This window comes from Paenibacillus sp. UNC451MF (assembly GCF_000686845.1).
Taxonomy (GTDB): Bacteria; Bacillota; Bacilli; order Paenibacillales; family NBRC-103111; genus Paenibacillus_S.
In genome coordinates this window covers 63,244-78,669 of the sequence record NZ_JMLS01000024.1, presented here as the reverse complement: position 1 = coordinate 78,669, position 15,426 = coordinate 63,244, and the positions used below count along the sequence as shown (strand labels likewise).

Annotated in this window: 10 protein-coding genes; 9 read left to right on the top strand and 1 reads right to left on the bottom strand. The window is 46.9% G+C overall.

All coding sequences use genetic code 11. From position 1 onward, the window contains the following. The first annotated feature begins 12 nt into the window (after window positions 1-12). The 5 genes from BP97_RS0123095 (at window position 13) to BP97_RS0123075 (ending at window position 8,462) form a co-directional block, all read left to right on the top strand. Entirely contained in the window at window positions 13-888 is an 876-nt protein-coding gene (locus BP97_RS0123095; protein ID WP_028551244.1) for a carbohydrate ABC transporter permease, read from the top strand. Window positions 889-934: 46 nt separating this feature from the next. Then, window positions 935-2,569, top strand: a complete 1,635-nt coding sequence (locus BP97_RS0123090; RefSeq protein WP_028551243.1) for an extracellular solute-binding protein — start codon at window positions 935-937, stop codon at window positions 2,567-2,569. Between the two features lie 100 nt (window positions 2,570-2,669). Continuing rightward, window positions 2,670-3,764: a sialidase family protein gene (locus BP97_RS0123085; RefSeq protein ID WP_081824321.1), complete on the top strand. Its 1,095-nt coding sequence runs from the start codon at window positions 2,670-2,672 to the stop codon at window positions 3,762-3,764. 266 nt (window positions 3,765-4,030) lie between these two features. Further along, window positions 4,031-4,834, top strand: coding sequence for a polysaccharide deacetylase family protein (locus BP97_RS0123080; RefSeq protein ID WP_028551241.1), 804 nt, complete (start codon window positions 4,031-4,033; stop codon window positions 4,832-4,834). Between the two features lie 67 nt (window positions 4,835-4,901). Then, window positions 4,902-8,462 (top strand): CBM96 family carbohydrate-binding protein, encoded by a 3,561-nt coding sequence (locus BP97_RS0123075; RefSeq protein ID WP_028551240.1) that lies wholly within the window; start codon window positions 4,902-4,904, stop codon window positions 8,460-8,462. 72 nt (window positions 8,463-8,534) lie between these two features. On the opposite strand, the gene BP97_RS0123070 is transcribed toward BP97_RS0123075, so the two are convergent. Further along, window positions 8,535-9,857 carry an ABC transporter substrate-binding protein gene (locus tag BP97_RS0123070; protein ID WP_028551239.1) on the bottom strand — a complete coding sequence of 441 codons (1,323 nt, stop codon included), beginning with the start codon at window positions 9,855-9,857 and terminating at the stop codon, window positions 8,535-8,537. Window positions 9,858-10,072: 215 nt separating this feature from the next. Between BP97_RS0123070 and BP97_RS0123065 the strand changes: the two genes are divergently transcribed. The 4 genes from BP97_RS0123065 (at window position 10,073) to BP97_RS0123050 (ending at window position 15,279) form a co-directional block, all read left to right on the top strand. Beyond that, window positions 10,073-10,978 (top strand): helix-turn-helix domain-containing protein, encoded by a 906-nt coding sequence (locus BP97_RS0123065; RefSeq protein ID WP_028551238.1) that lies wholly within the window; start codon window positions 10,073-10,075, stop codon window positions 10,976-10,978. Between the two features lie 237 nt (window positions 10,979-11,215). Continuing rightward, entirely contained in the window at window positions 11,216-12,538 is a 1,323-nt protein-coding gene (locus BP97_RS0123060; RefSeq protein ID WP_028551237.1) for an ABC transporter substrate-binding protein, read from the top strand. A 39-nt stretch (window positions 12,539-12,577) separates the two neighbouring features. Further along, on the top strand, window positions 12,578-14,617 hold the full coding sequence (locus BP97_RS0123055; RefSeq protein ID WP_028551236.1) for a beta-galactosidase: 2,040 nt from the start codon (window positions 12,578-12,580) through the stop codon (window positions 14,615-14,617). Window positions 14,618-14,772: 155 nt separating this feature from the next. Continuing rightward, a complete protein-coding gene (locus tag BP97_RS0123050; protein ID WP_028551235.1) occupies window positions 14,773-15,279 on the top strand; it encodes a hypothetical protein in 507 nt (168 codons plus the stop codon). Window positions 15,280-15,426 lie beyond the last annotated feature (147 nt).

The window sequence follows — 15,426 nt, the reverse complement described above, 5'->3', positions numbered from 1 at the left end:
GGGCAGGCATGAATGAAAGCTACACAAAGTGAAAAAGTATTTTACGGATTCAACACTTTATTTTTGGGACTATGGGCGTTAAGCGCATTATTTCCTCTGCTTCATATTGTATCGCTATCGTTCAGCAGCAATCACGCGATTTTGGCCGGCAAAGTGTTTGTATGGCCTGTAGAGTTTAGTTGGGACTCGTACAAAGCTTTGCTGAAAGGAACTCGTGTGCCCAATGCATTTGTGAACAGCCTTGTGATTACCGGAGTCGGTGTGGCGCTGAATATGCTTATCACGGTTTTTGCCGCGTACCCGTTATCCAAGAAGCATTTTATCGGGCGGCGGTTCATGACACTGCTGATTATCTTTACGATGCTTTTTTCCGGAGGACTCATACCCAGCTATTTATTAGTGAAGTCGCTAGGCATTATTGATACCTATTGGGCTCTGTGGCTCCCTGGTTTAGTCAGTGCTTACAACATGCTGATTATGAAAACTTTTTTTGAGAACATTCCGGAGGAATTGGAAGATTCAGCCCGGATGGATGGATGCGGAGAATGGAGATTAGCCGCACAAATTGTACTCCCGTTATCCGCTCCTGTATTGGCGACACTGGCTTTGTTTTATGGAGTGAGTCACTGGAATTCATTCATGAATGTGCTCATTTATATCAATGATTCGAGCAAATATAACCTTTCCGTTCTCATCCAGCAGATGGTGGCGCAATCGAATCTGATGAACGAGCTTCAAAATATTCAGGAAGAGGATAGGCAAATGCTGACCCCGGAATCGATTCGCTCTGCTGGTATGACCGTGATGTTAATCCCAATGCTCGTCGTGTATCCGCTTCTTCAAAAGCATTTTGTTAAGGGGGTGTTGATCGGCGCGGTAAAAGGATGAGTTTAGCGTTATGATGGTTAAAGACAAGCAAACAGGAGGTCACAGGATGAAAGGGAAGAGGAAGGATTTATGGAAAGCTGCCGTCGTCGGTTTTTGTATGCTTGCGATAGGCGCAGCAGGGTGCTCCAAGGAAGCTCAGAACGGAAGCGAAAGCCCCAAAGCAGATAAACAGAAGCAGCAGATTACCATTTCTGCGTACGATGCCGGCAATACACCTCCCGAAGAGGGGACAATTGAGAAAAATCGCTGGGTGACCTGGATGTCCCAGAACGGACCGGCCCAAATCAAAGTCATTTCGATTCCAAGGACTGAGTCCGTTCAAAAATTCAACACGTTGTTTGCCTCGGGCTCTGCTCCCGAGCTGATTCAGGAGTTTAGCGGCCCGTTCCGCAACCAATTGTATGATCAAAAATTAATCCTGCCCGTCGATGACTTAATTGAGAAGCATAGCACGACCTATAAGGATTTACTTAAACAATATCCTGCATTGAAAAAAGCAGCCACGATGCCCGATGGGAAAATGTACGGGTTTGGCCGAATTAATGGGCTGCGACCGCACAATGTGTTGATGGTAAGGTCGGATTGGCTCAAAAAGCTGAACCTTCAAGTACCCCAAACTCCGGAAGAGCTCATTAGTGTATTGAAAGCATTCCGAGATAACGATCCGGATGGCAATGGAAAGAAGGATACCATTACGCTTGATATGGGCTCCCGTTCCATCCAAGTTATCGATAGTATGTTCGGCAATGTAGGCTGGGTCATCTCCGGCGATAAGATGGTTTGGGATTGGGACAGAGCGAAAGCAGCGGCTGCCTTCAAGAAGCAATTATACGATGAAGGGTTAATTGACAAAGATTATTTAACGAAAAAAGGCTCCGGTTACATGGGACTGTATGCGCAGGAGATTATTGCCGGAAAAATCGGGATGTGGGGTTCGAGCGTACATCAATCCGATATTGAAACATTCAAAGCACTGAAAAAGGCAGATCCGAATGCAGAATTACAGGTTATTCCGCTTCCTGCTACCGTATTCGGGCAGTTCAGCCCTATCTTGTCCAACCCGGTTCAAGTGACCGCGATGATCAATGCGGACGCCAAGCATCCGGAGGCAGTTATGAGCTATGTTGATTTCATGGCAGCCAAGGAAACAGGCCAAACCTTAAAATACGGAGTCAAAGGTGAAGATTGGAAGGAAGGCTCAAATGGATGCCAGCAATTCATTGATAAAGAAAAAACAGATCCGAAGATCAAATACACAGCCGCCTATACGATGCTCTTCTCGCCGATTGTAGAAGGTTCTTGCGGTCAGTTTCAGGCATCGTTGAATCCTAGCGACCCCATAGAGAAGCAATACCTGGATCTTATGAAGCAGGCGTATGATATTTATTTGGACGAGAAACGCCCTATGCCGGACTTTACGCATCCGGAACATATTCCCGCTATGCCTGGGGAATTGCAAACGTCGTTTAATAACGCCACTAAAAATATAGGAGATATTTGGACCAAGGCCATTATTTCTGGAACTTCCTACACGATTGATCAGGCATTTCAGGATGCCAAAAGCACCTGGGACAAAAACAACGGCAAAAATATTGAAGAATGGTATGCCAAATGGTATCAGGACAACAAAACAAAGGCATTTTTGACTAAAGACTTTTACGAGTTCAAGCTGAAATTTTAACGAATAATGATCTGTCATCGCAGCCGGTAAGTATTCACCAAGCTTTGGTACAGGATGGATAGAGTGCCTTCCATCCTGATTTCCCTAGACAGGAGGAGGAATGAGACGAGTGTGGAATGGAGTGATCCAATACAGTAAGGTAGCGGAAGCCGGAACGGGCAATCCTCGTAATGATACGGCCAGCGTCGTTCAGCTGAAGGATGGAAGCCTGCTTTTGGCTTGGCATAAGTACGAGGATAGCTTGGAGGGAGGAAGCGATTTTGGCCTTTGTCGCATTTATACCAAACTATCGAGAGACGGCGGAAGCACATGGGGGGAGGAATCCTTGCTCGTGGACGTTCAGCCAGGAGACCATAACGTGCAAGCTCCCGGTTTAACCCGATTACCGTCGGGTGAACTGATGCTTCATTGCTTGAGAGGTCATCACGGGGGCAGCAGCTCAACCCTGTGTTTATTCCGCTCCACCGATGAAGGGAGAAGCTGGTCGGATGCAGGCAATGTATGGAATCGAAGCGATGGACAATGGCTTCAGGGAGGCGCCAATCAGATGAATGTCTTGTCGAGCGGGCGATTACTCCTGCCGTTTCACTTTGGAACGGGGCATCAGGGGAGCCAGCATAATATCGTTGCTTGCTTTCTAAGCGACGACGAGGGACTCAACTGGCGGAGGTCAGGCGGGACGGTCGACCTGCCAATGCGCGGTGCGATGGAGGCATCGGTGGCAGAGCTGCCTTCCGGGCAGCTGATCATGTCGCTTCGGACGCAGCTAGGGTCCGTGTTCTTGTCCTATTCTGACGATGGGGGAGAAACATGGTCGTTGCCTCAAACCTCGGGATTAAAAGCCCCAGAATCGTGCACTTGCTTAAGACGAATTCCAGGAACAAACGATTTGGTCTTGTTTTATAACGATAGCTGTTATGATCCTACAAGACACCATTACGGACTGCGTACCCCGTTAACTGCTGCTTTGTCGCGAGACGCCGGTATAACATGGGAGAGGGTGGGGGACATCGAGACCGGGCCGTTCGAATTCATGGATTTGAATTGTATGTTTACCGGTTCGGGTAAAGCGCTGCTCACTTACACGAAAGTGGAAGATCCGCAAATAACTCAGCAGGATAAGTCGCTTCCCTTCAAAAGAACGGAAATGGATCTCATGATAGCTATTATAGATAGGGAATGGTTGTATTCTTAATCATTCCATAGGCTGTCGATAAACCGTGAGTTCTAGAAATTTGCCCTTAGAGTAGGTGAGGTATCTCTCGGAAGAGCTTTAGCGTCCACCTTTGTCATTGGGAAATACCCGCTGCAAAGCGATTAGATTCAAATTCCCAATGACAACAGTGGTTGGAGGAGGATACTTCACCGGATTATATGTGCAAATTTCAATCTTCTTAGGGTACCGGCAAGCTCGTGGAATGGTTATTTTCATCACCATTCCCCAACAAAGGAGGAACCATCTTGAGGATACAATACGACCGTTTTCCCGGCGGAAGAACGAAAGCCATTACATTGAGCTACGACGATGGAAGAGAAGAGGATCGTGTGCTTGTTGCTAAAATGAACGATTACGGATTGAAAGGTGCGTTTCATCTAAACTCGGGTTTTCTTGGTAAGCCAGGTTATATAGGAGTGGAGGAAGTTCGGACGTTGTACACCGGGCAAGAAGTATCTGCCCACACGACAGCGCATCCCTTCCTGGACCTATCCCCTCCGGATCGCATTGTCATGGAAATCATGGAAGATCGCGCCGCTTTGGAAGCGCTTACTAATTATCCTGTTCGTGGCATGAGTTATCCCTATGGCTCTTGGAATGAACAGGTTGTGTCGGCTTTGCCTGGCCTTGGCATTGAATATGCTCGAACGACAACCAGCAGTCATACGTTCCAGATGCCTTCCGATTTCCTGCTATGGCATCCGACTTGCCATCATAAACAAATGCTGGAGTACGGCGAAAGACTTCTCTCCGATAAGCCCAGGCACTCGCGAATGGCACTACTTTATGTGTGGGGCCATAGCTATGAGTTCGAGAGAGACCGAAATTGGAGCATGCTCGAACAGTTCGGGGAGCTAGTAGGGCGTCACACCGATATCTGGTATGCCACCAATTCCGAAATTGTTGCTTACATGGGGGCCATCCGGCAGCTCCGTTATTCGACCTCCGGCTACATTGTACATAACCCTTCAGCCATATCTGTGTGGATCGGAGTGGATGAAACAGCTATCGAAATAAGAGCAGGGGAGGTGAAGAACTTGAAGACATAATGATTGGCTTGTATAGAGAAAGACGGTTTGCTTTGTTCAACCACTTTTAGAAGAGGAGTGATGGTTTATGAAAGCTTTCCGACGGATACATCCAGTCATCCGTAATTTACTGATCATGGCTATTGCATGCTTTTTAATGACTAACGGAGGCTCCTTGATTTACGCCCTCGAAACGAACAATGCCACAATCCAGGTCCCGCCGCTGGCAGATACTTATATGAATGGGGGATCGTCAGTAAATATCAATTACGGTACGTTCCCGTTACTTCAGGTAAGAACGTGGAGCGGCGATCCGAACTATACTCGGGAATCCTATATGAAATTCGATCTAAGCTCTTATGCCGGGGAATTGGGAACGGCAACGTTGAATGTTTATGCTGCGGTCAACAATGCTAACGGAAGTCCACTGGCCTTTCAATTGTACGGAGTGGAGGACGATTCGTGGAGTGAGAATATGACGACCTGGAATGACAAGCCGGTCATGGACCATTATTTGGCTAATGTGAATGTAGGCTTGACCTGGAAATGGATTCAGGTGGATGTCACTTCTTATGTGAAGGCGCAGCTCGAATCCGATCAGGTAGCCAGTTTCGGTTTTACTCAAGCCGCCAAGAGCGGTGCTCTTATCCATATCAACAGTAAAGAGAGCACAGCGAATCAGCCCTATTTGTCCCTATCGCACACCCGTGTTAATCCAGCGGCTCCAAAGTGGCCCTCCGGCGCCAGCGTTGAAGTTGTACAATTGAACGAGAACGGTTTGGAATTAAAATGGTCGGAACCGCAAGGCTCTGCGGGAAATTATCGTGTCCTTCAAAATGGCAAGTCCATTGCAACCGTAACCGGCACTACGTATCATATTCCGATTCAAAATTCCGATATCGCCAAAACGTACACATTCAAGATCGAAGCTGGAAGCATTCAAAATCAGTGGAGCCAAGATGGCCCCTACGTAACGGTGAACGTACCTGTAACGGAGCTGAAACAAATCAAAACCGGAAATGTGTTTACCGAAAATGAACCGATCCAGTTCAAAGTAGCTACGCTGCAGTCCACTGTTACATGGTCTGTTTACGATATGCAAGGCGCTAAAATATCTGAAGGAACAGGACACAATGACAAAGGCCAAATACTTATTCAAGTCCCATTCTCTAAACGAGGCTACTTTAAGCTAGTGGCAACCGTGGGATCTACGAACCAACAACCGTCAGTCTCATTAGAAACGTCGTTCGCTGTTCTATCGCCCTATGATTTTACTGCCGTAGCGGATTCTCCATTTGGGATCGCAACCCATCTGCATCGGGGACAGACCAGCACAATCCCGTTAATTCAACAGGCAGGAGCCAAATCGGTCCGGGATGGCATTGAGTGGCATGCGATTGAGAAGACCAAGGGAGTGTACACATTCACTCCAACTCCCGATAATTACATGGTTAAGCTCAAAGAGCAGGGTATCGGTATGGTGTTTGTGGCCGCATACAATAACCCGTTTTACGACAACAATGGAACTCCATATACCGATCAAGGGCGCGAAGGCTTTGCCAACTATGCTGAAGCGTACGTTAATTATTATAAAGATCAGTTGATTGCGATGGAGGCCTACAATGAGTTTAACGGTGGTTTTGGAAAAAGGGGCAACAGTCCCGCCAACTCCCGGCCAGATTATTATTTTAAATTATTGAAAAAAACGTATGAAACCGTCAAAGCCGAGCATCCCGAATTCCCGGTCTACGGCATTGTGGCTTCTGAAGATGCAGTGAGCTGGATCGAGGAAGTGTTCAAGTTGGGCGGGCTGCAGTACATGGACGCGGTAACTCTGCATCCTTACCGTTACCCCAATGAGCCGGAGGGCGTAGCCGACTCTATGGAGCAAATCAAGGCATTGATTCGCCAGTATAATAACGGCCAAGACAAACCGATTTGGATCACGGAATTCGGTTATCCAACCTTCAACGCCGCGAATGGCATCGATGAAATTAAACAAGCAAATTATTTGGTTCGTTACTATGTCTCGGCGATTTCAAGCGGAGTCGAGAAAATATATTGGTACGATCTAGTGAATGATGGGCTCCGTAACGACTACAACGAAGATAATTTCGGTCTGCTCCGCAATGTAGCTGACCCACTTGGAGCGTTTACTCCAAAGCCCGCTTATGCTGCTTATGCCGCTATGACAAGAGAGCTCACCGGTTGGCAGTTCTCGGGTGAAGAGTCATTGGAGTCCGGCTTGAAAAGCTACCTTTTTGCGAAAAGCGGACAGAGTAAACGGGTCGTATGGTCACTGGCATCCGATTCCGCTGTTATCCGGACGAATCAACCTGTTGAAATTACAGACATGATGGGAAATACGCAAATGTTTACGCCGGTGAATGGCAAAATCTACGTCACCTTGACTGGAGAACCTATCTATATCAAAGGGGAGATCCAAGGGATCAGCAAGGATGCAACATTTGCGGTTCACGGGGAAAGCTCGCTGACGGGCGAGCCGGTAACTTTGCAGGTTGAGATGATCAACACGACCTCGGGAACGCTTGATTTTACTCTGGACGTAGAGGGCAGCTCTTATCCACTTTACGCTGCTCCTGGTCAAACCAAGCTCCAGCCTGTTGTTGTTAGCGGCTTAGAGGTGCCGGGGACACGACTGGTGAGAGGGGTTCTGAAATCCGGCGGTCAAGCAATCGGTCTGCTTCAGCATGCGGCAGCAGTGAATCCGTCTGAATCGATTCGTATTCGTCCTATAATTAAAGATACGCTGCCGCTCAGTCAATCGATCAAAGTGCAAGTCCACAATCATTCAAAGGTGAACGCATTGCCTATCCATGGCGTGGATTGGCAGCTAGGAGCTGTATCAGGCCATCAGGAACTGAATCAAGTGCTGCAGCCTGAAGCAACAGGGGAATTCGACATCGCCCTACAAAACATAGAGCTGGCAAAAAGCTATACAGCTAACTTTAACGTGGCTTACGGAAACAACAAAACATACGCTTATACGGGCTCCGTTGAATTCAATCCGGTCTATAACGGAACGGTTAACGTAGATGGAAACCCTGACCCGCTTATCATTGCGAAGCCGCCGACCATCGATTTAGCCAAGGGTACCGTAAAGGTGAACGGCTACAGAGGGACCGACGATTTGAGTGGTTCACTATGGCTCAACCAGGATGAGAATAATTTTTATTTGACTGCATCGATTAAAGATGATACTCATGCTTTTCCGGCGGCGGATGTGAATATGTGGAATAACGACGGAATCCAATTTGCCATCTCGAACGGTTTGCCTGGTGAGGATTCGAATTATTATGAGTATGGCATTTCACAAACCGCAGCAGGTCCTCAAATATATAGGTGGATAACACCCTCTGGTGTTGCCAAAGGATTGGTTGCAAACGGGACGGTTCATGTTGCAAGAGATGAAGCTCAGAAGCTGACGACCTATGAATTGGCATTGCCATGGTCTGAATTAGCGCCGATTCGGACAGAGAGCGGAGTATTCAGTTTTTCGTTGGTGATCAATGAGAACGATGGCAATTTGAGAAGAGGTTACATCGAATGGGGAGGCGGAATCGGCGACGGCAAAGCGCCAAGCAAATTCCGGATGATGCAATGGGTTCAGAGTCTACCCCAACAATGAATCAATTGGAGTCATAACGAAAAGAAAGAAGATACAGGCGTGAGCCTGCATCTTCTTTCTTTTATTAATCAACTACTTAGTTCGGTTCTGCTCGATAAATTTATCCATCTGCTCGTTATATTGGCGCATAGCCGTGTTGACGTCCATATTATCTTTCATGATTGTCTTCATAAGATTCGTAATCTGGTTAAACGCCTCGCTAGCAAATTCCGTCGGCGGGAAGGCTGGAGCGGGCTTGGTTTTGAATATGGCTTGAACGTTTTTCCCTTTAAGGAACTCGAGATCTTTACCGAATTCATCCTGGAATTTCTTATCCTTCAGCACGGAGCCTTTTCCCATATGAGCCATATCAAGCTGTACCTCGTCGGAAACGATGGTTGTCATGACCTTGAAGGCGGCATCCTTTACCTTCGAGGATGGTGACATAAGCATGAGATGGAAATCGGCTTGTGTGCCTATGCCTGGTCTCTCCGCAAATACCGGATATGAGGCGAAATCCCAGTTATTCCACACATCCTTGACATCGGCCAAATTACCAAGGTTGTTCAAGCCTGCGAGCATGGCGATGGTGCGGTCCTTGACAAATGCATTCACGCCTGGACTGAACGGCTGGACTTTATTGTTGCCTGGAATGCTGTAAATGTTCTTAACCATTTCCAGTACGGTTTTCCACTGATCGGTATTTACAATTGATTTGTAAGATTTAGGATCGATGAGAGGCAGAGAAAGCTGAGACGCGGGGCGATACACTGAGTCTGGCTCGAAACCGCGATACTGCACGCCATTATCCATTCGGGTCATTTTTTTGGCTAATTCAGTCACCTCGTACCAAGTCATCCCGTCCTTAGGATAAGGAACTCCGAACTTATCGAAAATATCTTTATTATAGTAGAGCGCATTAAACTGGACGTAGTAAGGGATTCCGACCAGGTAGTCGGTTTGATTGTTCGCTTTGACAGTATCGAGAAGCTCGGATTGGAATCGGCTTAGATCATAACTGTTTTCCTTTATTATTTTTGTCATATCCTCTTGGATGCCGAGCAGCTTCGTTCCTTGCAGCGTTAATGAATTGGTTACGTTAATGTCCGGCAGGGCACCTGCTACGAGAAGCTTTTCGAAGGAATTGTTTTTGTCATCCAATTTGACAATATCGACGGTTATATAAGGATATTTCTTCTTCACAGGATCAATGATATAGCGTTGAATTTCGTTATCGGTCAAATAGCTGGGGCGGACTCCGAATGTAACCGTTACGGGGTCTTTATTTTCCTCCTTAACTTTAGGTTGATCTTTGCCAACAGCTGTCGTCGTCTCCTTGCCGCCACAAGCAGAGAGCAATCCCGCCAGCATGACAAGGCTAAGTAAAGCTCCGTTTGTTCCACTCCATTTGAACATTGCTTTAAGACCTCCTATATTATGTTTGAAAACGATTCCAATAAGTAAAATTATAGAAATAGAAGCAAAAAAATGATATCCTATTTTTTAATCAATCTTTATTCAAAATTGTCATTTGCTATTTTTTAATGTTAAAAAATTGTTAAGGGTTAAGGATTAATGGACATCCAAATTTGCTCTATTCATAAATGTAGGAGTGAGGTCGGTGCTGCGTTATGGCTAAGCCTGTCGGTGTGATTGCTGAGGCGAGAAATGAGCTGGTCATTTACCAAAATCCGCTGTTGTTTCTGAAAGTATGGGAGCTGCAGCGCAGTAATGTTCATATCGGCGATTGGCATTATCATAAGGAAGTAGAATTTCTAGCCATTCAACAAGGAAATTTGGATGTATATACGAAGAACACGGCCCTTACTTTGCATGACGGCGATGTATTCATGCTTGGCTCATCCCAACTGCATAGGTCTGATAGAAGTACGGATCCGCTTCGCTATGTGGTGCTTCAGGTGAATTTGGCTCAATATTTGGATCAAAGCACTCTGCCCTTCCTTCACGGATTTTCTGAACTCACGAATCCGTTAGACGATTTGAATTATATTTTCACGACCAATACGGATGCCCGTCGTGAGGCTCACTGCTTAATATTGCACATTTTTGAAGAAATGCAAGGGAAACGCAGAGGATATGAAATGGCCATTGCGATAGCGGTCCGAAGTCTCATGCTGCTGCTAGTGCGTTATGACAAGCAGGGCTTGCTCAAGGGGTCGGAGGATATTGAAATTATTCGCTTGAAGCCAGTGCTGAACTACGTCGATGCGCACATTGGGGAGAAGATATCGGTGGAGGACGTCTGCAGCCTGATGAATTTGAGTTATCATTATTTTGTGAAATATTTCAAAAAGGTGATGGGAGTAACCTTCGTTGATTATGTGAATTTCAAACGAATAAAAATGGCTGAGTGCATGCTGCTGACACAGGATCTCAGTATCGTGGAAGTCGGCTGCAGTGTAGGCATTCCCAATGTGGCGCAATTTTATAAAATGTTCAAGCGCTACAATCCATGCTCTCCCAGGGAGTTCAGATCTCGGCTCCGCGAAGGGAGCGGGGAGGGTTCAAATATATAAGACGTTTAGTTTCAAATAATAATATTTGATTAAGATGTTAAGATTGCTGCGGTTAAAATAACAAATTATTATAAATGTTAATCGCAGGGAACTATGCAAGATATAGTGAAGGCATGACCATCCATTATTTTGTTTCATATCCCTATATCTAATGAAAAATTCAAACCCGTTTTGAAAGCGTTATCTTAAGTCTGCGAATGAACCTGCGAGAATATACATAAATCGGGGGACAAGAAGATGAAAAAGCTTGGTATGGCGCTCGTTCTGTTCGTATTGGCAACCGGATGCAGCACGGCGAAGGATGGTGGCGGGCAGGTAAAGGAAACGGTGAATGCAGTCCCGTCGGTCAGCACTGAACCTGTAACGCTTAAAGTATATTTGAACGTAGGGGTTAGTGAGAAGGAAGCGCAGCTGTTTTATATTGAGCCATTAAAGAAAAAGTATCCGAATATTACACTGGATTTCGTTAACATGAATCCGACGAAGGAGAATCATATCAACACGCTGATTGCCTCGGGTAATTTGCCGGATCTGGTTATCGCCAGCACGACGGGAGTTCAGACCTTTCAAAAGATAGATTTTACGGCCGATTTGAACCCGTTAGTGAAAAAATTCGATACTGATTTGAGTCGACTTGATCCTATTACTTTGGAGACGCTGAAGAGCTATAGCAATAAAGGAGAGCTAATGGGGCTTCCCGTAACGATGAGCTTCCCGGCGCTGTACTACAACAAGGACATTTTCGATAAATTCGGCATAGCCTACCCGAAGGATGGAATGACTTGGGATGAAGCTATCGCCATCGCCAAGAAGCTGACCCGAACGGAGAACGGCATCAGATACCGCGGGCTGAATCCGGGCGGAGCCGATTTAATGGGATATGGATTGTCGCTACCTTATGTTGATGTGCAATCGAACAAGCCTGTGCTTGAAACCGATACCTGGATAAAGGTCGTAAGCAAAGCAGCGGAAATTTATTCTATTCCGGGTTGGTTGGACGGCAATTTGCCATCGGGGCAAGGGCAGAACGACTTTACCAAGCTGAAGGACACCGCTATGATCGGCTCATGGTCTATGCTGGCTGCGCTAGAGAAGCTGCAGCAGGAAGGCCAGCCTATGAATTGGGATATGGTAACAATTCCTAACTTTGAGGAAGCTAAGGGAACCGGGCGTGAGATCGATTTCCAAATGTTTATGATTTCAAAAAACTCGAAGCATCAGGAGCAGGCTTTTCAGGCCATATCTTATTTCCTGAGTGATGAGGTGCAAACGATAATCAACCAGAACGGCAATCTGACCGTATTAAAGAAAACACAGGAATATCAAAACAATTTCGGTACGAATCTGCCTTCCTTGAAGGGGAAAAATTTGAATGCCATTTTCGGTGCTAAGCCCGGTAAGCTGCATCCGCCGACTCCTTATGATGGGGAAGCTCGCAAAAAACTAAATGCAGCTGCCTACGAGGTAGGTGCCTCGAAGATTGATGTCAACTCTGCACTGCGCAGCGTGAATGAGCAGATGGGCAAATTCATCGCATCGGATCAAGGAAATGTGAAGTGATTGGACAAACTATGGATAAAGGAAAAGGAGAGCTTGACAATGATCAATTCGAAGCTGCCCAAAATATTTTATGGCGGAGACTACAACCCGGACCAATGGCCACGGGAAATATGGGATGAGGACATGCGTCTGTTCAAGCTAGCCGGTATCGATGTAGCGACCGTTGCCGTATTCTCATGGGCACTCCTTCAGCCGGATGAAGTAACCTACGACTTCACTTGGTTGGATGAAATATTGGACAAGATGGCACAAAACGGCGTTTATGCTTGTCTCGCCACATCAACCGCAGCCGTGCCTGCTTGGATGGCCAAGAGATACCCCGATGTTCTTCGGGTTACGTCCGACGGCAAGCAGCGTAAATTCGGAGGACGGCACAACTTTTGTCCAAGCAGCCCGTCCTATCGGCGTTTTTCCCGTCTCATGGCACGTAAAATGGCGGAGCGGTACGGAAATCATCCGGCTTTAGCCGTATGGCATGTCAACAACGAATACGGTGGGAGCTGCTACTGCAACCAATGCGAAAAGGCGTTTCGCGTCTGGCTGAAGAAGAGATATGGTACGCTGGACGCGGTGAATAAGGCGTGGAACACCCGTTTTTGGGGACATACATTCCACGATTGGGATGAAATTGTGCTGCCAAGTGCATTGACAGAGCAGCTTGGAGACGGCAAGACGACATTTCAAGGAATCTCTCTGGACTATAACCGCTTCAACAGCGATGCGCTGCTGGAATGCTACCAGGCAGAGTACGAGGAGCTCAAAGCCGTAACGCCGCATATCAAGGTAACGACGAACCTGATGGGGACCTTTAAACCGCTCGATTACTTTAAATGGGCGAAGTCGATGGACATTGTCTCCTGGGATAACTATCCGCGATACGATACCCCTGTCAGTGTAACGGCGATGAGACATGACTTGATGAGAGGCTTGAAGGATGGCGAACCTTTCATGCTGATGGAGCAGACTCCGAGCCAGCAGAACTGGCAGGCCTACAACAGCTTGAAGCGCCCTGGTGTTATGCGTCTATGGAGCTATCAGGCGGTTGCACGGGGAGCAGACACGGTTATGTTCTTCCAGCTTCGGCGTTCGATGGGCGCTTGCGAGAAGTATCACGGAGCAGTTATCGAGCATGTGGGACATGAGCATACCCGGGTCTTCCGTGAATGCGCACAGCTTGGCGATGAGCTGCAGCGCCTTGGAGATACGTTACTGGACTCCCGTCTCGATTCCAAAGTCGCGATCTTGTTCGATTGGGACAATTGGTGGGCTGTAGAGATGTCTTCGGGACCTAGCAAGGAGCTCAAGTATGTAGATGAAATGATGAAATATTACAAAGCTTTATTCGATCATAATATTCAGGTTGATCTGATTGGCGAGGATACGCCGCTTGATTCCTACCAAATCGTCATAGCTCCGCTGTTGTACATGGTTAAGCCCGGCTTCGCCAAGAAGCTTGAATATTACGTACAGCAGGGTGGACGCTTCGTAACCACGTTCTTCAGCGGCATTGTGAACGAGAACGATCTGGTTACACTTGGTGGCTATCCGGGTGAACTGCGCTCTCTGCTGGGCATTTGGGCGGAAGAGATCGATGCTCTGCCTCCTGAGGCTTCCAACGACATGGTTATGACGACGTCCTTCGGCGAGCTTGATGCGGGAAGCACATACGGGTGCCGTTTGCTTTGTGATCTGATTCATTCGGAGGGAGCCGAGGTACTGGCAGAATACGGCTCAGACTTTTATCAAGGGATGCCGGTTCTGACCCGCAACCGGTTCGGGCAAGGAGAAGCGTGGTATGTTGCAACGAGTCCAAACGCGGAATTCATGGATCGTCTCTTGCTGAGCATATGCCGAGATAGTGGAATCGAACCACTGCTTCATGCTCCGGAAGGCATCGAGGTAACACGCCGGACGAAGCAGGGGCAGCAGTTCACGTTCGTACTCAATCATAATGATCATCCGGCGGCTGTCGATCTTGGAGAAGTTATGTATAAAGATCTATTGGATGGGAATAATCGCTCAGGAGTAACCGAGCTTCCTGCAAAAGGTGTATGGATTTTGCAAGATGAAGTCCGCTAACGGATTGTGATCTAACTGGCAGCCTATCGCTCAAGGTGTATCTTCCTTGACGATGGGCTGTTTTGAATAGGCAAGCTGCGGATGTGTACAGGCTGCAATAGTGATATAATGTGGTATTAGAAGGATCCACTACAGACAGAGAGGGGGGCGGAGCGATGCGCAAAAGCTTTGTCATAGAAGCGGTTATGATTGCGGTGTACGGAGAACTGCTCGTTCCTGGCCAACCAGTTGAATACATCGTTCCTTATACTACGATACAGGAGTTGTATGAGCTCAAAGACAGCAAGGAACCGATCATGCCGGATCCAAACGATGAGCCTCATGTAAGACAAAAAATTACCGAGCTGATCGGATTGCTGGAAGAGCCATTGAACCGTAAAAAGATTGAGCGGGCCTTGAATGTTCCATGGGCCAAAAGTCCGCCGATGCCACTAAATGATGTCGTCACGTTAACAATGGTAAACTCTTACGATAATGAAGAGTACGGGGAAGCCTTTGATCCGATCGAGACGGAGCTCGTCTTGACGTCCATACGTGAGCATGCACCGATTTTGACGGATCAGCCTGATTTTATTGAAAAAGTGATTGAAGCGGCCATCCAGGTTCAAGTCTATGATTTGGACGATTTCGAATTTGCCATAGAGGATGAAGGGATAATTTAGCCTATCCTTTACAATGTTGTTATGTTAAATCCATATTTTGTGATAAAAGCCGCCGATATTGCGGCTTTTTTTTGTTATTGAGGAAATTATATCCATCTAGGAATGTAGAAAGTTAACGTTTTCTTTGAGTGGGCGATTCAGTTTCTA

Bases quoted from the DNA above. Each gene is read 5' to 3' on its own strand.
- BP97_RS0123095 (WP_028551244.1), top strand. From the start codon at position 13: ATGAAAGCTACACAAAGTGAAAAAGTATTTTACGGATTCAACACTTTA.
- BP97_RS0123090 (WP_028551243.1), top strand. From the start codon at position 935: ATGAAAGGGAAGAGGAAGGATTTATGGAAAGCTGCCGTCGTCGGTTTT.
- BP97_RS0123085 (WP_081824321.1), top strand. From the start codon at position 2,670: ATGAGACGAGTGTGGAATGGAGTGATCCAATACAGTAAGGTAGCGGAA.
- BP97_RS0123075 (WP_028551240.1), top strand. From the start codon at position 4,902: ATGAAAGCTTTCCGACGGATACATCCAGTCATCCGTAATTTACTGATC.
- BP97_RS0123070 (WP_028551239.1), bottom strand. From the start codon at position 9,857: ATGTTCAAATGGAGTGGAACAAACGGAGCTTTACTTAGCCTTGTCATG.
- BP97_RS0123065 (WP_028551238.1), top strand. From the start codon at position 10,073: ATGGCTAAGCCTGTCGGTGTGATTGCTGAGGCGAGAAATGAGCTGGTC.
- BP97_RS0123060 (WP_028551237.1), top strand. From the start codon at position 11,216: ATGAAAAAGCTTGGTATGGCGCTCGTTCTGTTCGTATTGGCAACCGGA.
- BP97_RS0123055 (WP_028551236.1), top strand. From the start codon at position 12,578: ATGATCAATTCGAAGCTGCCCAAAATATTTTATGGCGGAGACTACAAC.
- BP97_RS0123050 (WP_028551235.1), top strand. From the start codon at position 14,773: ATGCGCAAAAGCTTTGTCATAGAAGCGGTTATGATTGCGGTGTACGGA.